The organism is Streptococcus azizii (assembly GCF_001984715.1).
In the GTDB taxonomy this organism is placed as follows: Bacteria; Bacillota; Bacilli; order Lactobacillales; family Streptococcaceae; genus Streptococcus; species Streptococcus azizii.
Genome location: NZ_MSPR01000001.1, coordinates 153,712 through 176,399 on the forward strand (window position 1 = coordinate 153,712; position 22,688 = coordinate 176,399).

22 protein-coding genes are annotated in these 22,688 nt (G+C 39.1%); 7 read left to right on the plus strand and 15 right to left on the minus strand.

Annotated elements, in window-relative coordinates; genetic code table 11:
• Positions 1 to 136 precede the first annotated feature (136 nt).
• The 11 genes from BVE84_RS00705 to hisS all read right to left on the minus strand — a co-directional run bounded on the left by BVE84_RS00705 (position 137) and on the right by hisS (position 13,963).
• On the minus strand, positions 137 to 1,048 hold the full coding sequence (locus tag BVE84_RS00705) for an ROK family protein (protein ID WP_076995172.1): 912 nt from the start codon (positions 1,046 to 1,048) through the stop codon (positions 137 to 139).
• Between the two features lie 52 nt (positions 1,049 to 1,100).
• Positions 1,101 to 2,027: a dihydrodipicolinate synthase family protein gene (locus BVE84_RS00710; protein WP_076995173.1), complete on the minus strand. Its 927-nt coding sequence runs from the start codon at positions 2,025 to 2,027 to the stop codon at positions 1,101 to 1,103.
• A 134-nt stretch (positions 2,028 to 2,161) separates the two neighbouring features.
• Complete coding sequence (locus tag BVE84_RS00715; protein WP_076995174.1) at positions 2,162 to 2,815, minus strand: YesL family protein; 654 nt, start codon at positions 2,813 to 2,815, stop codon at positions 2,162 to 2,164.
• A gap of 14 nt (positions 2,816 to 2,829) precedes the next feature.
• Positions 2,830 to 3,282 carry a NanQ anomerase/TabA/YiaL family protein gene (locus BVE84_RS00720; RefSeq protein WP_076995175.1) on the minus strand — a complete coding sequence of 151 codons (453 nt, stop codon included), beginning with the start codon at positions 3,280 to 3,282 and terminating at the stop codon, positions 2,830 to 2,832.
• 792 nt (positions 3,283 to 4,074) lie between these two features.
• Complete coding sequence (locus tag BVE84_RS00725) at positions 4,075 to 4,905, minus strand: carbohydrate ABC transporter permease (RefSeq protein ID WP_076995176.1); 831 nt, start codon at positions 4,903 to 4,905, stop codon at positions 4,075 to 4,077.
• A gap of 10 nt (positions 4,906 to 4,915) precedes the next feature.
• On the minus strand, positions 4,916 to 5,803 hold the full coding sequence (locus BVE84_RS00730) for a carbohydrate ABC transporter permease (protein WP_076995177.1): 888 nt from the start codon (positions 5,801 to 5,803) through the stop codon (positions 4,916 to 4,918).
• Positions 5,804 to 6,022: 219 nt separating this feature from the next.
• The gene (locus BVE84_RS00735; RefSeq protein WP_076995178.1) at positions 6,023 to 7,348 is read right to left on the minus strand and encodes an ABC transporter substrate-binding protein; all 1,326 of its coding nucleotides are present in this window, start codon (positions 7,346 to 7,348) and stop codon (positions 6,023 to 6,025) included.
• Between the two features lie 156 nt (positions 7,349 to 7,504).
• Positions 7,505 to 8,212, minus strand: coding sequence for an N-acetylmannosamine-6-phosphate 2-epimerase (locus BVE84_RS00740; RefSeq protein WP_076995179.1), 708 nt, complete (start codon positions 8,210 to 8,212; stop codon positions 7,505 to 7,507).
• Between the two features lie 88 nt (positions 8,213 to 8,300).
• The gene (locus BVE84_RS00745) at positions 8,301 to 9,293 is read right to left on the minus strand and encodes an acetylxylan esterase (protein WP_076995180.1); all 993 of its coding nucleotides are present in this window, start codon (positions 9,291 to 9,293) and stop codon (positions 8,301 to 8,303) included.
• A gap of 484 nt (positions 9,294 to 9,777) precedes the next feature.
• On the minus strand, positions 9,778 to 12,426 hold the full coding sequence (adhE, locus tag BVE84_RS00750) for a bifunctional acetaldehyde-CoA/alcohol dehydrogenase (protein WP_076995181.1): 2,649 nt from the start codon (positions 12,424 to 12,426) through the stop codon (positions 9,778 to 9,780).
• Positions 12,427 to 12,682: 256 nt separating this feature from the next.
• Positions 12,683 to 13,963: a histidine--tRNA ligase gene (gene hisS, locus BVE84_RS00755; protein ID WP_076995182.1), complete on the minus strand. Its 1,281-nt coding sequence runs from the start codon at positions 13,961 to 13,963 to the stop codon at positions 12,683 to 12,685.
• A gap of 316 nt (positions 13,964 to 14,279) precedes the next feature.
• On the opposite strand from hisS, the gene rpmF reads away from it, so the two are divergent.
• Positions 14,280 to 14,462, plus strand: coding sequence for a 50S ribosomal protein L32 (gene rpmF / locus BVE84_RS00760; RefSeq protein ID WP_076995183.1), 183 nt, complete (start codon positions 14,280 to 14,282; stop codon positions 14,460 to 14,462).
• A 15-nt stretch (positions 14,463 to 14,477) separates the two neighbouring features.
• On the plus strand, positions 14,478 to 14,627 hold the full coding sequence (gene rpmG / locus BVE84_RS00765) for a 50S ribosomal protein L33 (RefSeq protein ID WP_002262412.1): 150 nt from the start codon (positions 14,478 to 14,480) through the stop codon (positions 14,625 to 14,627).
• A 225-nt stretch (positions 14,628 to 14,852) separates the two neighbouring features.
• On the opposite strand, the gene BVE84_RS00770 is transcribed toward rpmG, so the two are convergent.
• The 3 genes from BVE84_RS00770 to BVE84_RS00785 all read right to left on the minus strand — a co-directional run bounded on the left by BVE84_RS00770 (position 14,853) and on the right by BVE84_RS00785 (position 18,163).
• Entirely contained in the window at positions 14,853 to 16,325 is a 1,473-nt protein-coding gene (locus BVE84_RS00770; RefSeq protein WP_076995184.1) for a serine/threonine-protein kinase, read from the minus strand.
• Positions 16,326 to 16,944: 619 nt separating this feature from the next.
• On the minus strand, positions 16,945 to 17,790 hold the full coding sequence (locus BVE84_RS00780) for a hypothetical protein (protein ID WP_076995186.1): 846 nt from the start codon (positions 17,788 to 17,790) through the stop codon (positions 16,945 to 16,947).
• A 55-nt stretch (positions 17,791 to 17,845) separates the two neighbouring features.
• On the minus strand, positions 17,846 to 18,163 hold the full coding sequence (locus BVE84_RS00785; RefSeq protein WP_003032102.1) for a helix-turn-helix domain-containing protein: 318 nt from the start codon (positions 18,161 to 18,163) through the stop codon (positions 17,846 to 17,848).
• Positions 18,164 to 18,349: 186 nt separating this feature from the next.
• Between BVE84_RS00785 and BVE84_RS10985 the strand changes: the two genes are divergently transcribed.
• Together BVE84_RS10985 and BVE84_RS00800 are read left to right on the plus strand one after the other, a co-directional pair.
• Entirely contained in the window at positions 18,350 to 19,372 is a 1,023-nt protein-coding gene (locus BVE84_RS10985; RefSeq protein ID WP_179098460.1) for a hypothetical protein, read from the plus strand.
• A gap of 15 nt (positions 19,373 to 19,387) precedes the next feature.
• A complete protein-coding gene (locus BVE84_RS00800) occupies positions 19,388 to 19,723 on the plus strand; it encodes a hypothetical protein (RefSeq protein ID WP_076995188.1) in 336 nt (111 codons plus the stop codon).
• Between the two features lie 49 nt (positions 19,724 to 19,772).
• On the opposite strand, the gene BVE84_RS00805 is transcribed toward BVE84_RS00800, so the two are convergent.
• Entirely contained in the window at positions 19,773 to 21,146 is a 1,374-nt protein-coding gene (locus tag BVE84_RS00805) for a hypothetical protein (protein ID WP_076995189.1), read from the minus strand.
• A gap of 217 nt (positions 21,147 to 21,363) precedes the next feature.
• Here BVE84_RS00805 and BVE84_RS11045 point away from each other — a divergent pair, with 217 nt between their 5' ends.
• The 3 genes from BVE84_RS11045 (at position 21,364) to BVE84_RS00815 (ending at position 22,654) form a co-directional block, all read left to right on the plus strand.
• On the plus strand, positions 21,364 to 21,657 hold the full coding sequence (locus BVE84_RS11045) for a hypothetical protein (protein WP_244157382.1): 294 nt from the start codon (positions 21,364 to 21,366) through the stop codon (positions 21,655 to 21,657).
• Positions 21,611 to 21,874: a coiled-coil domain-containing protein gene (locus BVE84_RS11050; RefSeq protein WP_244157383.1), complete on the plus strand. Its 264-nt coding sequence runs from the start codon at positions 21,611 to 21,613 to the stop codon at positions 21,872 to 21,874. The genes BVE84_RS11045 and BVE84_RS11050 overlap by 47 nt, the downstream gene beginning before the upstream one ends.
• A 501-nt stretch (positions 21,875 to 22,375) precedes the next feature.
• The gene (locus BVE84_RS00815) at positions 22,376 to 22,654 is read left to right on the plus strand and encodes a hypothetical protein (protein ID WP_076995190.1); all 279 of its coding nucleotides are present in this window, start codon (positions 22,376 to 22,378) and stop codon (positions 22,652 to 22,654) included.
• Positions 22,655 to 22,688 lie beyond the last annotated feature (34 nt).

Genomic DNA, 22,688 nt, shown 5'->3' on the forward strand with positions numbered 1-22,688 from the left:
GCTAATCACGGCTGTCTTTTGAGGAAATACTGACTGTATTTTGAAAAAAACAAACGATGAGTAGCTGAAAACTAACTTTATACTCAATCAAAATCAAAAGTAGACTAGGAAGTATCCTTTTGATTTTTAAAGAGTATTAACTATGTTCAGGCGCTTTTTTTCTACCTTCGTATCTTTGTTTGAAATGATAGTAGGCTCCAAGCATTCCTGCTGTATTTTGATGCTGGGCAAAAGTGACCTTGGTCTTATCTGCGATACTCGATACGAGTTGGGCTTTTAATGCCTCTTCGATTTTCGGTTTCAGAATCGCTTCCTGCGCCATGATACCGCCTCCTAGAATGACAACCTCTGGGTTGATTACATAGCAGATATTCGCAATCCCTTTTGCCAAATAATGGACCATGCGGTCTACTCCCTGCTGGCAGAATGGATTCCCTTCTTTCAATTCTCGGAAAATCCGTCGTCCATTCCACTCCGCAATGTCGTCATCATGTGCTTCAGCGACAAAGTGAACCAAGGCAGTCGTTGAGGCCACGTCTTGGAAAGCGCCATCTGGCAAATGAAGGTAGCCCACTTCACAGGCTGAATTGCTAAAACCATGGAAAATTTGATTCTCCAATACGAGACAGCCTCCAATTCCTGTCCCTACTGTCAAGCAAACCGCAATCTTTGCCCCCTTCCCACTGCCTGATATGACTTCCGCAAGCCCCGCACAATTCACATCATTTTCAATTTCACAAGGGATACCAAATTGGGCTTCCAACTCTTTTTTGAATTGGGTGCCAGCATAGTTGGGAATCTGTGGTCCAGCATAAAAAATTTCTCCCTTATCAGGGTCGACCATCCCTGCCGAGGAAAGGCAGACCCCCGAAAGGCTAACCTTGTCTAGATAATGTGAGACAATACCTGCCACCTTTTTCAAAATCGCTGCTCCACCTTGATGAGCCTCTGTTGGTATTTCATGGTGTTCGAGTAAGCGCTCTTCTTCATCAAGTAAACCATACTTGATACTGGTACCACCAATATCAATGGCAACATATTTTCTCATGCTTTTCCTCTCCTTCTCTTTCTGCAGGTAGGCCAACACCTTTTAAAGAGTATTAGCTAGCTCCCAAAAAGCGGGCCTTCGTTTCTCGAATCAAGCGTGCCGCTGCTTCTACTATTTCTCGATCCTCTTCACTGACTGGTGTCAATGGAGAGCGCACCCCTCCCAAATCCAAGCCTTCGTTCAGCCGCAAGACTTCCTTGATGACAGCGTACATATTGGCACGCGCAGCTGTCAAATGCTGGATAATCTCATTGATGGCAAACTGAAGCTCCTTGGCTGTGGTCAAGTCCTTATCTTCAATCAACTGATTCAATCTGAGGAAGAGTTCTGGCATAGCGCCATAGGTACCACCAATACCACCGACAGCCCCCATTAGGCGACCTGCCAAGAATTGTTCATCTGGACCATTGAACACCACGTGGTCATCACCACCGAGACTTGCAAAGATTTGAATATCCTGCACAGGCGTAGAAGAGTTTTTCACCCCGATGACCCGTTCGTTCTTTAACATTTCCATATAGAGGCTCGGCGTCAAGGCCACACCTGCCAACTGGGGAATATTGTAAATCACAAAATCCGTATGAGGGGCTGCTGCACTCATATCGTTCCAGTACTGGGCGACGGCATATTCTGGCAGGCGGAAGTAGATAGGGGGAATGGCCGCAATCGCATCTACCCCGAGGCTTTCAGCATGGCGCGCCAACTCGATACTATCTCTGGTATTATTGCAGGCCACATGAGCAATGATGGTTAATTTGCCCTTGGCTACTGCCATGACTTCTTCTAAAACTATTTTACGGTCCGCTACACTTTGGTAGATACACTCACCAGAAGAACCATTGACGTATAGACCCTGCACCCCTTTTTGAATAAAGTAGTCGGTCAAACTACGTACACCCTTGCGACTGACTTCTCCATTTTCATCATAACACGCATATAAGGCTGGGATGATCCCATGATATTTTTTTAAATTTCTCATTTATTTCTCCACTATTCAACTAGAGGCATACTCAATAAAATCTGAAAGCAAACTAGGAAGCTAGCCAAAAGCTGTACTGACGTACGGCAAGGTGCGCTTAATTTGGTTTAAAGAGTATACATTCTAGCTTTCTTCTATTTCAATCCATCGTATTTTCTAAAAATCGGCTCAAGAATAATCCATTGCGCGTAGGCTAGGCTGGAAAATCCTATCAACAAGAAGAACATTCCTCCAAAGACAATCGTCCAGCTGGAACCGAGCAATAAAAAGACAAGCAGGCCAAAGAAACCAATCATGCCAAATGTCCAAAGAAAATTCAGTCCTGCTATGACAAAAGCCGTTTGTAGGTGTCCTGGTAAACTTTGTTCATACTGGGCTACCAAGGGGTAGGTATAAAGCATAACCATCAACAGCAGGAAGAAAAGGCCCATGGCGGCTATCTTCATCCCCTGAAACATCAGAGCAGTCTGCCCACGCAAGAGCAGGAGGTTGACCAAGCAAATAGCGCTCACCAATAGTTCCATACTTCCTAAAACAAGTCCTTGTCTCCACTCTCTCTTAAAAGAGCTACTATACGTATGTACCACTCGTACCCCTCTATTAACTCGTATGTCTCGCACCGTCCGATAAAGACTAATTTTGGCAATTCCAATCGTCACAATAGGCAAACAAGAAAGTAGAAATAAGAGATTGACCGTGACCAAATCCAATATTTTTTCACAGACTCTCATCAACCAATTATCTGTATTAAAAATGGAGGATAGCAACTGGGCGCTTCTATTTCTCATTTTCTATCTCCCCTCTAGTCTATTAGTACCTTTACTACACATTTCCGTACACACTCACCTGCCCCATCGTAGAGATTCGGCTGATGTGGCTCATTTGGTAAAAAAACAGCAATCCTATCCTCGGTCAGATGAAGCGGTGTCGTCAGATGACAACGAACAAAGCCAATATCGCTCGTCATATCGTACTCTTTGATCACTTCTTTGACTTTCTGACCATGGTACATCAATTCTTGTCCCTCTAACAAAAAGTGCATGTCTGCATATCGCTTGTGGTATTCAAAACGGTCATCTGGTTCTTGATTGAGCTGGTTCTCCTGCACAAAAAAGAATACCCTATCCTCATCAATCACATGCTTACCGATAGCAACGCTCGCTATATCATGTGTCAGCAGATAGTGAATCGCTTGATCCAGATTCGGATGAAGCCCACGATACCGACCTAGATTCTGCAATCGATCAACAATCATCTTTCGCTCCTTATTTTCCTAATGACATAGCAAGTAAATCCATACTATCTCCAACTTAGAATGGTGCGCTGCTCCTACTGGGGAAGAGACAAACATTCAGTTTGCCTTATCGCCCGATTGAAACAGGCTACCGCTGCGTTACGAACACAGACCTACGGTCTGCCTATCTCCAACTTAGAATGGTGCGCTGCTCCTGCTGGGGAAGGGACAAACATTCAGTTTGCCTTATCGCACGATTGAAACAGGCTCCCACTGTGTTACGAACACAGACCTACGGTCTGCCTATCTCCAACTTAGAATGGTGCGCTGCTCCTGCTGGGGAAGGGACAAACATTCAGTTTGCCTTATCGCCCGATTGAAACAGGCTACCGCTGGGTTACGAACACAGACCTACGGTCTGCCTATCTCCAACTTAGAATGGTGCACTGCACCTGCTGGGGAAGTGACAAACATTCAGTTTGCCTTATCTCCCGATTGAAACAGGCTACCGCTGCGTTACGAACACAGACCTACGGTCTGCCTATCTCCAACTTAGAATGGTGCACTGCACCTACTGGGAAAGAGACAAACATTCAGTTTGCCTTAGCGCCCGATTGAAACAGGCTCCCACTGTGTTACGAACACAGACCTACGGTCTGCCTATCTCCAACTTAGAATGGTACGCTGCTCCTGCTGGGGAAGTGACAAACCTTCAGTTTGCATTATCGCCCGATTGAAACAGGCTCCCGCTGTGTTACGAACACAGACCTACGGTCTGCCTATCTCCAACTTAGAATGGTGCGCTGCACCATTCTAACCTTTTACAGCTCCCATGGTGATTCCTTGGGTGAATGATTTTTGGAAGATAAGAAAGACAGCGACGATTGGGACAGCTGCCATTGCGGCTCCTGCCATGATAAGCCCGTAATCTGTTGCCATTTCGGCTTGCATGGTAGCAACACCAAGTGAGATCGTCAGATTTTGTCGGGATGTCAACATTACTAACTGCATAAAGTAGTCGTTCCAAGAATTGATAAAGGTAAAAATTGCGAGTGCCGCAAAACCTGGCTTGACAATCGGAAAAGCAACGCTCCAGAAGGTCCGAATCTCACCGCAGCCATCAATTTTAGCAGATTCCAACAGTTCAGTTGGAATATTTTCACTAAATTGTTTCATGAGGAAGACCCCAAACGGCCAACCGATAAGTGGCAAGATAACCGCAGCGAGCGTATCATGGATACCCAAGAAATTGACAATCCGTACCAAGGGTACTAGGACAACCTGTTTTGGTAGGGCCATCGCTGCAACGAATAGCGCAAAGAGAATCCGTTGACCGTAGAAACGTTTCTTAGCCAATACATACCCTGCAAGAGAGGAGGTCACACAGACCAGAAGCATCGTAGCCAGCGAGATAAAGACACTGTTCCACATCCATTGAAGGGCTGGATTTTGCACAATCAAGCGTTCAAAATTCTCCAGCGTCGGCATGCTAGGCCACCACTGGGGTGGGATGACAATCGTATCTGGCTGAGACTTAAAGGCTCCTGTCAAAATCCAGTAAAATGGGAAGATGAAAAGCACTGTCAATAAGAGCAAAATGATGGTTGAAATCACTGTAAATGGAGTTAATTTTTTCTTTGTCATATTTTTCCTCCTAGTATTCCACATCATTTCCAAGAATCTTGAATTGGGCAAAGCTGATAAGGGCAATCATGACTGCAAGAAAGACACCCATGGTATTGGCATAACCGTATTCAGAAAGTTGGAAGGCTTTTTCATACAGATAGTACATAAGGGTACTCGTTGAGTAGTTTGGTCCTCCCGATGTTAGGAGCTGAATGAGCGCAAAACATTGGAAAGAGTTAATGGTTGTAATAATGGCAATATAGAGGGTCGTTGGCAATAGGCTTGGCCATTTGATTTGCCAAAAGACCTGCAATTCTGTTGCACCGTCTACACGAGCTGCTTCGACAAGAGAATTATCAATATTCCCCATGGCAGCAATGTAGAGAATAATCGGCTGACCGACAGAGGTCATCAAAAGAATCACAATGATAGCCAGCAAGGCCCAGTTCTTGTCTCCAAGCCAGCTGATATTTTGTTCAATCAAGTGACTCGACTTCAATACGAAGTTCAAAATCCCTGATAACGGATCATAAATCCATTTCCATACAACTGTCACCGCAACACTACCTGTAACAACTGGAAGGAAAAAGACGAAACGATAGAAAGAACGAGCCACCACATTTTGACTGTAGGTCTGGGACGCCACAAACAGGGAGAAAAAGACCACAACCGGCACAGACCCAATCACGATAATAACTGTATTTATCAAGGATTTGATAAATATAGGGTCCTGAAACATCCGCTTATAATTCTCTAAGCCAACAAATTGAAAAGCTGTCATCGAATAATCAAAGAAACTGGTAACAAATCCCATGATCATCGGAGCTAATACAAATATAGCAAAGAACACTAAGACCGGTGCTAAAAATGCATAGGAAATGATTGTCTCTCTCATTCTTATTTTATTAACTTTCACATTAAACACCTCTTCTTATATAAGATATGAGAAGGCATAAAAACCGATATTCAATGGTATTTCCGCCTTGCTTTGATAAAATAATCCCCCTTTTCATTCAAGGAAAATGGACGAGAAAGGGGGAGGATTATACATTGTCCGGATGAGAAGGGCGCAGAATAAAATCCCTTGCATCATCCCTTCACATCAATCCGACAGGCATGGACCTTATCTGATTGACTATTTCATTGCTTTTTGAATGGTCTCATTTGCCTTTTCAGTAAATGTCTTCAAAGCAGCGTCAGCTTTCTCATCTCCATTTGATACAGCTTGCAACATTGGGAACCAGAGTGTTCTCATTTCAGCAAAGCCATCAATTGTATTGTAGTATGGTGAGTAGTATTGAGTCCAAGAGCTGATTGTTTCCATGCGTTTGTCATCGTACAATTTACCAAATGAGGTACGAACTGGGAAAGCACCTGTACGTTGCACATTCTTTGGTCCCCACTCTTTATCATCTGCGATAAATTTGACGAATTTCTTAGCCGCTTCAATTTTCTTGTCATCTTTGTTGTTGAATACGGCAAAACCATTTACCAAGTATTCCAAGGCAGGGGTTCCTTCATCAGATGGGAATGGTACCTCAACCACTTCTACCTTACTTGCTTCCAAGAGTTTGCCTTGAATACCATTTTGCGCAGGTGCCCAGAGGATAGTATAGGAAGTTTGACCATTCGCGAAGTTTTGAATATCTGCTCCACCGTCAAATTGAGATCCATTTGATAGAAGACCATCTTGAATCCAGCTAGAAGCCATTTCAAGACCCTTGATGAACTTCGCATCGTCTGTTGTATACTTGCTAACTGCCTCATCTGTTACTGAACCACTATAGAGGTTGGCAATAAAGGCACGAGTTCCTTGGTCGCCACCTTGACCACTCGCAAAGAGCGAACCAGGGGTATACCCTTTATCTTTCAAGGCTTTCAATACTTTTTCAAAATCAGCCGTTGTCCAACCCTCTTTGACAAGATCTGCTACACCAGCATCTTCCAACATCTTCTTATTCATCGCCATGTAGAAAGGGGCAGAACTGATTGGATACATGTAAGCTGTATCACCTGCCTTGCTGGCATTGATAATATTCTCATTAGCTACATCTTTGACAAATTCATCGGTGAAAAGATCATTTAAATCAGCCAATTTACCGTTTTTACCGTATTGGATAATCCGCCCTGGTGCATCAAAGAGTACGTCTGGAGCCGTACCTGCTTCAATCGCTGTCACAATCTTTTCTGGACCAGACTTGAAGTCAATCGTTTCTAACTTGACTGTTACATCTGGATTTGCTTTCTCAAAGGCTTCAATAATAGATTTTTCATATGTTCCTACTGCATCACTTGCATTCTCCTGGGTAAATACCGGGAAGGCCCACCAGGTAATCTCTGTTTTAGCTGAACCATCAGCCGCTTCCTTTTTATCAGCACTAGCACCAGAATTGCCACAGGCAGCTAGTGATAGAATAGAAGCACCTGCCAACAACGAACACATTAACTTGTTTAATTTCATTCTCTTTCTCCTTTTAATTAGGTCCTTTTATGGACAGTGAATAACGACTGTGTCCTATTATTTCTTTTTTCCTATAGCGTCAACTCCTCTTTTTAAATGTTACTTTGCAGTGATGGGATGTCTCATTTCTATTCGTCATCCTCTCACATGTGTTCCCTATTTTATCGGATTGACCGCTGCAACAAAGCGCTGGGTAATCTCCTTTGGTCGCGTAATCGCACCACCTACAACAATTCCTCGAACACCAAAATCATGAATGATTTTCGCCTCTTCTGGGAAGTAAATCTTACCTTCGGCGATAACATCAACCCCCGCCTCGCACAGCTGCTGAATCAATTCCAAGTCTGGTCCATCTGCCTGACGGCTGTAGGATGTGTAGCCTGACAAGGTCGTACCGACAAAGTCTACACCTGCTTCAACAGCAGTTAGTCCTTCTTCATAAGTACTGATATCTGCCATCAAGAGCTGGTCTGGATATTTAGCTTTTACTTGAGCGATAAAGTCTGCAATGCCTAAACCATCGTAGCGTTCCCGCTTGGTACAGTCTAAAGCAATGACCGCAATGTCAAGAGCCGCCAACTCATCAACCTCTTTCATGGTCGCTGTGATAAAGGGTTCTTGTGGTGGATAATCTCGCTTAATAATCCCAATAATTGGCAAATCCGTTACCTGTTTAATTTCCTCAATATCCCTTACACTATTCGCCCGAATACCGACTGCTCCACCTGCTTCTGCTGCTTTTGCAAGCAAGGGCATCACTCCCCCTTCTTCTGTATAGAGAGGTTCGTGCGGGAGAGCCTGACAAGATACAATAATCCCATCTTTGATCTGTGCAATCAGTTCATCTTTTGATAGACTTGCCATATCATCCTCCTTTTCTATCTTTTAAAGCGCTTTCTTTTTGTGGTAAAACAAAACCTCTTTCCGTCTCGTCTCCTCCAAAGAAGCTCTTTTATTTGAATTCCGTAAATAAGGACCTACTTTCAAAATGGGTGCCACAGAGCCAGTTGAATACCTTATTGTTCGTATAGACAAACATCCCTTCATGAGCATATTCCGGCATGAGATGATACTCTTTCTCACATTCCAAGCGATTATACATGGCAAATTGAGTAATCGGATAGCAAACATCGTCATCTAGCCCCGTAATCATCTTGACAGAGCCCTTGATCCGATGGGCCAGATTCTTTACATCAATATAGGCCAAGGTCGCAAAAACCTCTTCTTCTGTTTCATGAAAGGGATCATGAAACTTGAAGTAACGAAACAGCTCATCGTAGGCCTCGCTGGTGTTGCCAATCTCTAAAACCCGTCTAAAATCACAGAGGAAGGGATAGATGGCAACAGTATTTGTAATCCGAGGATTGAGCGCTGCTGCAACGAGGGCTAAGGCACCTCCTTGAGAAGCACCGTAACTGGATAAGCGCGTCTCATCGACACGGTCAAAGCTCGCTACCAACTCTACCAAACTGTAAACATCTAGGTAGACATCCTTGTAAAAGAGCAGGTCTGGTCTATCAACGACACCGCGGATAATCTGACCCTTGACCGTATTACCCCGAACATTTCTAGCCCCATCCAGCGAATAACCTGACTGACCACGCACATCCATGGAAACCGCGCCGTAACCAGCTGTTGTATACGACAGCATGTCAGGCCAGTCCAGCCCCCGTCCCATATAGCCGTGGAAATGGAAGATTACAGGAACCTTTTCTGCCCCTTTCGGTAACACCATTCGAGCATAGATTTTTCCGCCATTTGTTCCATTAAATTGAATTTCATAGCAATCGACACTCGGCAGTCCGAACTCTTTTTTGATTAAACGGTATGCCACCGGTAAGTCTAAGGCTGCAATCGCCTGATTCCAAAAGTCATCAAAATCAGCTGGTACCTCATCGCGTCCACGATAGGTCTTCATTTCTTCGAGTAATGCTGGAACCCTCATTTTTAATCCTTTCTACAGTTTGTGTAAGCCTTTACATTTAGTATATCATTTCTTTAAATATTTTCAACATTTTATATCAAAAAAGAAAATATTTTCATAATCATTTTTAAAAAGCGAAAATTCCACCCCATGCCCCTTTTTTCTGAAACTACTTTCTTGCCAGCAAAAAACGGACACCTGATTAACCTCGCTGTCTAATTTTTAGGCTCGGGCTTCTGTGGTCACTTTCGCATTTCTAGGCGACCAGTTGAATCAGTTCACCGAACTTCTATGGTCTCTCTCTTATTTCTCGGTGACCAGTTGAAACTGTTCACCGAGACAAGTTGACGACGTATCCTTTTGATTTTTAAAGAGTATAAGTAATAGAAGATAAACTAAACATACTATATAATCGGCTAAAGCCGAAACAAAAAAAGGGAGCCAATCGAGATTTTAGCATCACGATTCGCTCCACTCCTTATCTTATTTTATTGGAACAGGTCAATTATTTGATACGACCTGGACGCTCTTTGTAGCCATAGTAGGCATCTGCCAAGATTTCTTCCATGTCTGCTACCATTGGCAAACGAGGGTTCGCTGGTGAACATTGATCCTCATAAGCGAGAAGGGCAATTTCATGCAGGCTATCTTTCCAAGCCTTTTCATCGATCCCTTGGTCTTTGAAATTCATCTTGATTCCAACTGCTTCACCGAGTTCATAGACAGCTTTAGCGTATGAGTCTATTGCTTCTTCTGGAGTTGAAGCAGGAAGTCCTAACATACGAGCGATGTCTTGGAATTTTTCATCCGCTTTCCAGTAGTTGTACTTAGGCCAAGTAGTTGTTTTAGCTGGACGAGTACCGTTATAACGAATGACATACGGCAAGAGAATAGCATTGGTACGACCATGGACAGTGTGGTGAATACCACCAATCTTATGTGCCATTGAGTGGCTCATTCCAAGGAAGGCATTGGCAAAGGCCATACCAGCCATTGTAGAAGCATTGTGCATCTTTTCGCGCGCTTCTGGGTCGGATTCTAACACTGACTTTTTGAGGTACTGGAAGACCAGTTTGATGGCTTGAAGCGCAATACCGTCTGTATAGTCATTTGCAAAGTTAGAAGTGTAGGCTTCTGTTGCGTGCGTCAACACGTCCATACCAGTATCTGCTGCGATAAAGCCAGGAACTGACTCTACCAAGGCTGGATCTACAATCGCAATGGTCGGAGTCAAGGAGTAATCCGCAAGTGGGTATTTACGATTGTTTGCCTTGTCAGAAACCACGGCAAACGGCGTTACTTCGGAACCTGTACCAGATGTTGTTGGAATACCGATGTATTTTGCTTTTTTACCAAGAGATGGGAATTTGAAGGCACGCTTACGGATGTCCATGAATTTTTGTACCAAATCACGGAAGTCCACCTCTGGTTGCTCATAGAAGAGCCACATAATTTTCGCGGCATCCATCGGAGAACCACCACCCAAAGCGATAACTGTATCCGGTTCAAATGCTTTCATTACCTCAGCACCACGACGAACAGTTGTAATATCTGGATCTGGCTCAACATCTGAGAAAACTTGAACGGTCACTTGATTAGAACGCAGGTTCAACTGATCGATAACACGTTGAACGAAACCAAGTTTTTCGATTGATTTATCTGTAACGATCATAACACGTTCCAAACCTTCAGCAGTTTGGAGATATTGAATAGAGTTACGCTCGAAGTAGATTTTTGAAGGAACTTTAAACCACTGCATATTATTTCTACGTTTCCCTACTTTCTTGATGTTAAGAAGGTTGATAGCTGATACGTTATCACCAACTGAATTGCGTCCGTATGAACCACATCCCAGCGTCAATGACGGCAAGAAGGCGTTGTAAACATCACCGATACCGCCAAATGTAGAAGGCGAGTTCCAAATAATCCGCATTGCTTTCATCTCAGTACCGAAACGTTTTGCAAGTTCCTCGTCTTTTGTATGGATGGCAGCTGAGTGACCAAGACCATTAAATTCAACCATTTGACGAGCTTTTTTAAGGCCATCTTCCACATCATCCGCTTGCAGTACAGCGATAACTGGAGACAGTTTTTCACGTGTTAATGGCTCTTTTGGTCCTACTTCTGCAACTTCTGCAGCAAGGATATTCGTTCCTTCTGGTACCTTAAATCCTGCTTGCTCTGCAATCCATGCAGCTGGTTTTCCGACAATGTCAGCATTCAATTTTGCTTCACCACAGTTCTTACTGTTGGCTTTAGCACCAAAGCAGAACTCTTCCAGAAGGGCTTTTTCCTTCTTGTTGACGAAGTAAACATGGTAAGACTTAAATTCTTCCACAAATTCTTTGTAGATTTCTTTATCAATAATGACCGCTTGCTCAGATGCACACACCATACCGTTATCAAACGATTTAGACATCACGATGTCATGAGCTGCTTGACGAATATCTGCTGATTTTTCGATGTAGGCAGGAACGTTACCTGCACCTACTCCAAGAGCTGGTTTTCCACATGAGTAAGCTGCACGTACCATGGCATTCCCACCTGTTGCCAAGATTGTTGAAATACCATCGTGGTTCATCAAGGCATTGGTCGCTGCAATCGATGGTTTTGAAATCCACTGGATACAGTCTTTTGGTGCACCTGCCTTCACAGCTGCCTCATACACGATTTTCGCTGCATGTGCAGAGGATTCTTGTGCAGAAGGGTGGAAACCAAATACGATTGGATTGCGTGTTTTAAGAGCAATCAAAGACTTGAAAATAGCTGTTGAAGTTGGATTGGTCGTTGGAGTAACCCCACAGATGACACCGACTGGTTCTGCAATCTTAGTCAAACCTGTAACAGGATCATCTTCGATGATACCAACTGTCTTGACACCACACATATTATTGACAACGTGTTCACATGCAAAAAGATTCTTGGTTGCCTTATCCTCAAACACACCACGACCAGTTTCTTCAACAGCATGTGCTGCCAAAATACCGTGGGCATCAAGTGCAGCTACTGAGGCTTTTGCAACAATGTAATCAACTTGTTCTTGATTTAATGCGCGGAATGCTTCAAGAGCCACGAGACCTTTTTGGACCAATTCGTCCACGTGTGCTTGTGCAGCTTGCAACTGTTCTTCTGGTGATTGTTTTTTATCAGCCATCTGGGGTTCCTCCAAAATTGTTTTCTGTTAACATTTATTTGTTAACTTTTTCACAAATATATTCTACACTTTTTTTATCTCCTTGTAAAGGATTTGTTAAACATTTCACAAATTATTCTTGCTAGATTGTGAAATATTTCCCAAATCTATCAAAAAACAAGTCTTTCCCTGACGGGATTGTGAATCTTTTCTCAAAAATTTTTTATTTCACAAATAAAAAATCAGGAAATCTACTTCATTTCCTGATCCTCTATCATTATTTCGTCACTTTCTCAAACACAGGAGCGAAATCCGTCAAAATCTGCTCTAGGGAGACCTGTATTTCTTCCCTTGTTTGATTGTTCTTAAGCGTCACTCGACCCTGCTCCAACTCGCTCTCTCCCAGAGTAATCAAGGCAGTCGCCCTCAGCTGGTCAGCAGATTTAAACTGAGCTTTCAGCTTGCGCCCCAGATAGTCACGTTCAGCCTTGAACCCCTGATTTCGTAATGCCTGTACAATGGCTAAAGCCTCACCATTGACTTGCTCTCCCAAGACAGCGACATAGACATCCAACTCCTCTGCTACTGGCAGCGTTACCCCTTGTCCTTCAAGCACCAAGAGGAGTCGCTCGATTCCCATTCCAAAGCCAAACCCTGGTGTTGCCGGTCCATCAAAATACTCGACCAAACCATCGTAGCGCCCACCGGCACAGATGGTCAACTCACTACCTGATACCTCTGTGATAAATTCAAAAATCGTATGGTTGTAATAATCAAGACCACGCACCATATTGGTATCAATCACATAGTCAATTCCTAGGGTCGCAAGCATCTTTTGAACACTATCAAAATGCTCTCGGCTTTCCTCATCTAAGTAGTCTAGAATGGACGGTGCATTTGCTACAGCTAGCTTATCCTCTTTTTCCTTGCTATCCAGTACACGGAGCGGATTTTCTTCCAACCGGCGCTGACTATCTTTTGACAAGGTCTCCTTGAGCGGTGTCAAGTAGGCAATCAAGGCCTCACGGTAGGCTGCACGGCTCGCTGGACTTCCCAAGGTATTCAAATGTAGGGTGATATTCTGGATACCAATCTCCCTAAAAAATTGTGCTGCCATTGCAATGGTCTCTACGTCTGTTGCAGGATTGCTAGATCCAAAGCATTCTACCCCAATCTGGTGAAACTCACGCAACCGTCCTGCTTGGGGACGTTCATAGCGAAACATCGCCCCCATATAGTACAACTTAACGGGTTTTTGTACCTCAGGCGCAAAAAGTTTATTTTCTACATAAGAGCGGACTACGGGAGCTGTTCCTTCTGGACGAAGCGTGATATGACGATCTCCCTTATCATAGAAATCATACATTTCCTTACTGACAATGTCGGTTGTATCTCCAACAGAGCGACTGATTACTTCATAATGCTCAAACATTGGTGTTCGGATTTCTTGGTAATTGTATTTGCCAAAAGTGGTGCGGGCAAATTCCTCCACATACTGCCACTTGACCGACTCTCTCGGCAAAATATCTTGGGTTCCTTTAGGTTTTTGCAATTTCATAAACTAAGATGGAGACTCCTGAAAATAGGGCCTCTTGATTCCTTTCTGTGCTTTCCTCCTATTCTAGCATATTTCCAGACCTTTTTCCTATTTGTTAAAAATTTTTTCAAAAAAACTGTCAAGTAACTTTACTTTACAAAGAAAATATGATATTCTACTAGGGTTGGCAAAAGCCATACATACAATAAGGTATTTAAATACGGGCTAAAAGTTCAGAAAATAGAGCAATCACCCTCTAATCCTGTGGTTCAGTCGATGATTTCCTCATTGTCAGTCACTTTTCTAGGCCCTTGATACTATACGGAGGATAAAAGAAATGGCAGTACCTGCACGTCGCACATCAAAAGCGAAGAAAAACAAACGTCGTACGCACTACAAATTAACAGCTCCAGCTGTAAAATTTGACGAAACTACTGGAGACTACTCACGTTCTCACCGTGTATCTTTAAAAGGATACTACAAAGGACGTAAAATCGCCAAAGCTGCTGCAGCTGAATAATAGAAGGGAGATACCATGCGCGTAAATATCACACTTGAACACAAAGAATCTGGTGAACGCTTGTACCTTACTTCTAAAAACAAACGTAACACCCCAGACCGCCTTCAATTAAAAAAATACTCACCAAAATTACGCAAACACGTGATTTTTACTGAAGTGAAATAGGGATTCACTACACGTCAATAGACGGTAGAAACCTTGATTTTATGCGATTTTTGAAATGTTGAATTTCAGTAGATTGCATTACAAATCAATCGAATCACTACATTTTTCTCTACACTTTTTAGATAATAAAATTTAAGTAGAACATGCAGATAATAAAAGGAACACTTCGTATGAGGTGTTCCTTTTTTTGGCTTCTTATTTACCAACTGAAGAAAACCGACACAGTTATTCACCGTCTAAAATATTTTCTAACATTGGTTCGATAGAACTACGTTTCAAGTCCTCTATAAGCCTCTGGGCAGAGAAACGATTTACTTCCCGAGCTACATAACATAACATCCGTGCAGCCATTTCTTTACTCAAATAGTCAAAATGCTCATCTTTTAATACATCAAACGCAAGAGATGCAAAAATATCATTTGAAGAAAAAGAGGTTGCAACTTCTTTTAATGATGGAAAAAGTTTTTGAATTAAGAATAATGCATTTTCTGGGCTTACTTTCATAAATTTAATACAAGCCAATTTGTAATCATCTCCTACATCAATAAGTTCCCGACACAAATCCACATTTGAAATATTATTAAGATATATCGTTATTGTTTCATCATATTCTCTCTGTTGAATCGTTTTTAATATTTTCTGCTTTGAATCCTTTTGATGAAAAATTCGCAGGTGATAACTTAGTTGTTCAAGCATTTCTCCTGCATCTCCAAACCTTAATTCTGGTTGATAAGAAGTAGCTTTTTGAACAAAAGTTCGCAGAACATGTTTTTCATTAGTTGGATTTCCAGTTAAACAAAAATTAACCACCTTCCCTAGCGAATAAACATCACTCATTTTAGTTGCATTTTTTAGACCAGTTATCTGTTCTGGGGCACAATAATAAAACTGCCCATAGTTATTTGTGTTCATAGTCAAATGAGAATGATTGACCGTAGAATCTTTAGCTAATCCAAAATCAGATATCTTTATTAGCCCATCACATAGAAAAATATTGCTTGGACTCAAATCTCTATGATAAATATCTCGAGAATGAACCTCAGCCATTATTGTCAATATTTGGAACAATAAATTAAATATTTGGTTTAATTCCAACTCATTATCTACGATATAATCATTTAGAGTAAAGTCAGCCTTTTCCATCGTATAGCTAAGCTCTGTTTCATTAAATTCGTAAACCTTAATAACCCCATTAATTTGTGAGAGAGACTGCATAATTTCAAACTCTCTTTTAAAACGGCTTCTAAGAGTGGGGTCGCGTTTATACTCATTCTTCAACTTTTTTACAATTCGTTGAGAATGATTTTGTAAATAAATTTCAGCAAATCCACCTTTAGTGAGAAAAGACTCGTCAGTTTTTACTATTTCTTTCTCTATATGGGAATAAGAATTTAGTTTTTCTTTCAACTTATCTGCTTGTTTATTCTTAATATCACTCTTTTCAGAACTATTATCTGGGAGGTCATCATAATAGATTAGTAAATCTCTTACCAACTTTATAATATCGTTATCAAGAGCTTCATCTATATATGCTTCAAATGACTTCCCTTTTGATAAACCGTATTTCTCCTGAATTTTTACACCAATAGAGTGATATGTAAATTCATCAAACGTACGATTTGAAAAATCCAGAACATATCCACCGTTATTAAAAAATTTTTTTATGATATTTTTATCATGAAATGTAATTTTTGTCATTGTAACTCCATTCTAACTTATAATCTTTTTTATAAAACAACTCTCAACTAAACTGTAAAATTACTGTACTTCGATTTTATTACTATTATACCAAATCAAATTCTACTCTATTTACCATTTCAATTTATTTAGCGATGATAAATTGTAAAATATAGAACTTATTCCAATATAAAAAGGAATACCAAAAGCATTCCTTTTACACATATATCACTTAGAGTTTATCTCAACCGTCAACAAGTAGAACAAACTTACTACTATTTTCAAAACCCAATAAACTCCTTCTATCAATACAGCTAAATAAATTTCTTGATATAAACCATCTGGTATGCAATCTATCTTAACAACTAAAACTAAGATTAAGAATAAAAAATATATAATTGCTACACGATAGTAGGAAATTATTTTATACCAATAATTGGGATAACCTTCACTTTTAGTGTTATACAATACTATCCTGATATTAGAAGAATGCAACAGAGCTATAGCGCTAATCAAAAATCCGATTATAATCGAAAAAAATTCTACAATATAATCAATTTCTAGCGTTATAAATGGAGAGAAAAAATATGAAAATATAATGCTCACTAACACTGAAAAGTAGAGATTTTTTCTATCTTTTTTACTTAACCAAGTCATCAGACAACCTCTCTATTTCAGACAATATTTTTTTGAGTATATATTCAAAAGAAAACTTACCATTTTCTTCTTTATCAATATCTTTTAATTTGATTTTCTTAATAAACTCATCCTGATTAAGTAGTCTTTCAAATCCAGTAGAGTCCGTCCCTCTTATCAACAAACCCTTTATTTGAAAATTCTCTCTTTCTTTTCTGAGCTTTTTCAAAAAACTTTTAAATTGCTGTATTGGCTCCTGTTTATATTCAACACTAAATATTACGTCATTTTCTGGCTTTCCACCTATTAACTTCTCTAAACTATTTTTACTATCAGAATCAGTAGAAAATATATCGTTGGTCGTAGTAAAGCGAACCTCGGAAAGAGTTTTTAGTTTACTTATAAACTCCTCTTCATTAACATATATTCCTCGGATATCAACATCTAAATTATCATCTAGTTGTTTCAGAATTTTCTTAAATATTCCTCTTTTTCTCAACACTGAAATAAAAAATAGTTCCCTATCATAATCATAGAGAGCGAAGAACTGTTCCATAAATTCCAATTCTTTCTTCGTTCTAGGATTTTTCCTAGTACGCTTTGTCTCTGCGTCGTAGACAGTTTCGTCCCTTGGTTGTGTATTTCCATGCTCAATCATCCAAAAAATATAATCATTCGTGTTTTTTATACTCACTGAAAATGCTTCTTTATCATTAGGATGAATTCGTATGGGGTCAATAGTTGTTGTTATTAATTTAGCAAAAGTATCCCTATTAGCTAGTTTGCTCATTAAACCAGCATCGTTGTTCTCAACAACTAGCCTCCATATAGAAAATGTCATTTCCGCCATTTCAGTAGTCCCCTCCAAATATTTAATAAATGCTATCACTCATTATGTCGCTATACTACTTCAACTCTATATCCAATATCTTGTTAAAAATTTCAAGATACTTTTCTTCATCATCCACTAATGACAATTTAGCAATTAATTTAGCTACCTCATTGTCACTATCAGTGAAGGCAAAAAACGTTTGATAATCTAACTCTAAGGCTTCAATTAGTTTATTTAGAGTTTCCAATTTAATATTAGAATTTTGTCCTCTTTCAATTCGACCAAGAGCATTGACATCCATCCCCGCCTTATCAGCCAACATCTCTTGAGTTAGTTGCTTTTTTATCCTCAATTCATAGATTCGGTTAGATACACTTTTTCCTAATGACATAGCACTGCTCCCTTTTCTAATTCTATACACTAAGACTATGACTTATCAGAAATTATTTGTAGGCTTTTAATGTATTTTTTTGTTAAAAAATAATACTCAAGATATGTTTTTGTGGTAAAATAAAAGATAACTAAGTATTATTTTTGAAAATAATAATACTTAAAATACTAAAGGAGACTTTTCAAAATGAAAAAGCGAAACAAATATCTATTAATAGGTGTAACCTTTTTAGCCTCGACAACAATTCTCTTAGCCTGTTCAAATACCAGCAAACCCTCCACAAATACTTCTCACTCTCAAGAGAAAACTTCTTCTGCAAAAACAAAAGAAGTCAGTATCGGAAACTATATTAACCAATCCAAAACAGCTCCCCAAATCTGGTACGAAATAGAGAGCGAAAAAATCAAGGGAGTATATGTCTTTGAAGATAATCAAGTAACTTATTATGATACTTCTTATGAGGCCGCCACAAATACTGAAACAACCATTTCTTCTGCTCAATTTAAAGCTGACTATGTTGGAAAAAATGTTTATTCAACTGGTCAACACGCCCAAGGTTTCATTGACAGTTTTTATGGAACAGATTCAGCAGAAAAAATTTCTGAAGAAATGCTAACTGATATTATCAAGAAATATGATACTGAGGATGGTAATGCAGATGGAGTCATTGATGTTACGATTCCAGATGCTCTTACTCTTGAAAGCATTTCAGCTTTATCAGATGATGAAATTATTGAACAAGCTAAAGTATTTGAAAAGGCTAGTACCCATAAACAAATTATTTTTGAAAAAGTATCACTTGCACTTAGACAATTGGTTGATGGAAAAGATACTACTTCAGCAATAAACAAACTGACAGAAATTGAAAACCAATATAACCAAAAGGTAGCGTCAGTTTATCAATTGAAAATTTTACCTGATGAGGACTTAGCGGAAACACTAGAGGAAACTCTAACAATTCCTATCAAGAAACTTAGCTATGATAATGTTATTGATTATACCTATGTCATTAAGGAAGAATCTTTCTCTGCACATTTAGCCTATTCTCAATTTGCTTCAGAATCAGTAGATGATGTGAAATATATTGGCTTCCCATCGTTTGTCACAAAGCAAAAAGACGGCGAAAATGTGACTCTAGTTTATGACACCTACGATTTAAGACCTGACAATGTTCAAGTTACTTCAGACAGCGTTGACGATGAAGAATAAGATAAGGAGAAGATGATGAAAAAATTTAAAGCACTTTTATTGACGCTTATAGCCGTATTGTTCCTTACTGCATGTTCTGCTAGTAACCAAAGCTTGGATGGAACATATACTTATGAAGAAGACGGAAGTAGCATGACAATTATAATTGATGGTCAAGATGGTTCACTTAGTATTGAAGCAGGTGATGGCTCGGGCTCACTATTTGTAGACAATATTAGCACAGATTTTACAGTGGACAAAGAAAGCAAAACATTTAACGTAGAAGGAGAAGAGCTTGAATATTCTCTTTCGGGAAACACATTAACCGTAAGTGGAGATGGCTTCGGAACGGTTAAATTGAAAAGAGAATAATACAGAGTACATATAAAATTAGCACTTCCGTTTTGAACGGAGGTGCTTTTTACTCTCTTCTTTTCTTTAAAAAGTCTTCAATCGGAATGTAGTCTAGTTGTTTTTTTGATGATTCTTGTACCAGAAATTGAAGGTTATTTTCTATATTTTCAATATGTTTCGTTGCAGATTTATCCATGAAGCTCTTGTAAGAGTACAGCGTATTTTTCAAAAAATCGTGATACCAGTAATAATCACTATCAAATACCTTAGCATCCCTTGCTAATTTATAAAGATTTATTTCATTACGAGTAGTATTCAAATCTAAAATAGACTGGTGCATACCATGTAAATCTTGAATCTTCGAAAACTCGGCTAATGTATTTTCAAAAAGATTTCCCTCCGATATATTTTCAACAAACTCATGAACCTTATCTGACATGTTTCTTAAAAGCGATTCATTGTTTTTAAGAAATTCACGAAAATCAGTTTCTTTCTGAAATTGATATTCCATCTGTGTAATAATTTCATCAACAGTGAGTGGTAGCGAGAACTTTTGAATTATAATAAATAGCTGAATATAAAAATCAATAAAAATTACTTTATACAGAAGATGGTTCGAACTTTGAAAATATTGCTCCACATTAGACTTCCAAAAACTACTATCCGCCTTTAAATCAACTAATCCCCCCTGCTTTTTTGATAATGTCCTCTCTATGTCAAGTATAGTTTCCTCCATAGGGGACAGTGTATCTAATGAATCTGCTACACGAGGTATCCTCCGTTCTAGTTCTTTAATAGCATTTATTGAAACATAATTCTTTCTATCCAATGAGATTATTTCATCATCAAGGTGTGTAATTTCAGCTAATTTTCTACCAATCCAATTTATCGATATTTCTTTATTATTGACTCCTTGAAATTGCTGAAATTCATAAACTAACGATGGCAGATAACGATGTGTAAACAAATATGCCACTTCTTTTTGTGTGTAGTAAATTTTTGATTTTATAATATCTCTATTTAGTCTTAAGATAAGCTCAATCGCTAACACTTGACCATGACATTTTGAGCATAAATCTCTAATTTCTATTTTTGATTCTAATATTTTTGAACAAATATTAACCAGTATTCCGATAGTCCTACTAAAAATTTCCCGTTCTTTGACAGTATTTACATCATTGGCCTCTGATAATTTAATCAAAAATTCAGTAGCAAAATATAAGTCGTTTATTGTATATGTACTACTACTTAAGACATTGTATACGAATTTACATTGTTCATAAATTTTTCTCTGCTTTGATAACCTAAAACGATTTGCTGTAGAATCCATTATCTTTTGCAAGTCAGCAATTATCTCAACATAATCTTTTAAATCCTGAATAGAATTACAAAGTTGCTCTAAAGAAATGACTTTATTTCGATTTTTAATTATTAATAACATGTTCTACCTCAATCATTTCTCTAATGTATTCTTTAACCGATGAGTATTTATGCTCTACTACTCTGTTTTTTTGATAAAAATTTAGGAAGCAAAATTTACTAGTTCTAGTAAACTTAATAGTGTAAGAGATAGAGCTCATCAATTACACTATTTATTCTATCACAACTTCAGCTAGAAAAAAGTTAGAGGTTTGTGAAAAAGGAAAGGAGGTAGATTTATGCTAACGTTTCCAACTTGGTATGGCATCCCAGATGAGTTGCGAGGAAAGATTATTTTATTTGATATGGATGAAACGAAGAAGGCTCGTGGCGGTATTGAAATCAAACCAGAAGAACATTACATTAATGTCGGTTTTTCAAACGATAACCATGCACCAATTTTTCTAGGCATAGTGGTAGGCGAACATAAAGGAACTCTGCGTGTTGCTAGCACAAACACAAGACTCGATTCATTTTTGAGTGAGTATGTTTCAAAAAAAAGACAAACTGATAAAAGAAATTGCTTCTCTTGAGTCTGAGCTTGAAGAAAAAGTTGATTTGAAAGACAGTGAGATTTTCAATTTAGATATTGAAATTGACGAGCTAAAAAATAAACTTGAAGAACTACAGCAAACATACAAAAAACGTAAAAAATTAGTTGATGCTGAACTTCGAAAAAATTTTTTCAGCTGGATTGACAGCAACTTGGTTCTTAGAATCTTGTATTCGCTTTATGAAAACTTCTCATAAGTTGAATTTCCTTCAGATTTAATCAGTTAATTTTATAAAATTGAAAAAGCTGACATGAACTAATGCGCAGTTTGAAGAAAGCATAGATTGTGAAGCGAATGAATCTGCTTTGCAGATAGCATTATGCATCAAGTCTGAACGGTTGTGAAGACGCAGAAAGTAATGCGTCAGAATGAGTGTAACAATCTATGCTTTCTAGAACTCGCATTATCAATCAGCGACAGTTTCAATTTTATAATTACGATTAAACGAAGTATTCAACTTATGACATTTTCTTAGCGTACAAGATTTAAAAACCTGCTAAAATACAGCTAAAATTTTAACTGTTCAGCAACTAATTTTACAACTTTGTATTTAGATGTTTCTTTTGATTTTTTTATCGTCAAGAAAATCTAAATGTTATCTACAGCTGAAAATCTACTTTTACTCTCATCAGGAGAAACAGTCTTTTCAGTTTATCTAATTGAAAAAACAAACAAATAAAGAAAGAGGAATAATATTATGACGCAGACAAAAGAAATCATAACAGTAACTGGTATTAGTAATAAAGAAGAAAAAAAGGATGGGTGGGTATCTTGTCTTAAAACCAATGCGCCATCCTGGAAAACCTTGCTGATACCATTCAAAAAAGAAATTTTGGGTTCTGTCATCAATCAGCTAGGGGTTTATGAGGTATCCCTAAAAAATACATCTAATACTTTCGGTGCGAAGCCAAGATTTGAAATTGCTGAAGCAAGACTCATCGCATCAGTGGATTCAATCTTGAAGACATTTAAGTGATTTTAACTCTAATTATTCTAACGGGTGTACGAAA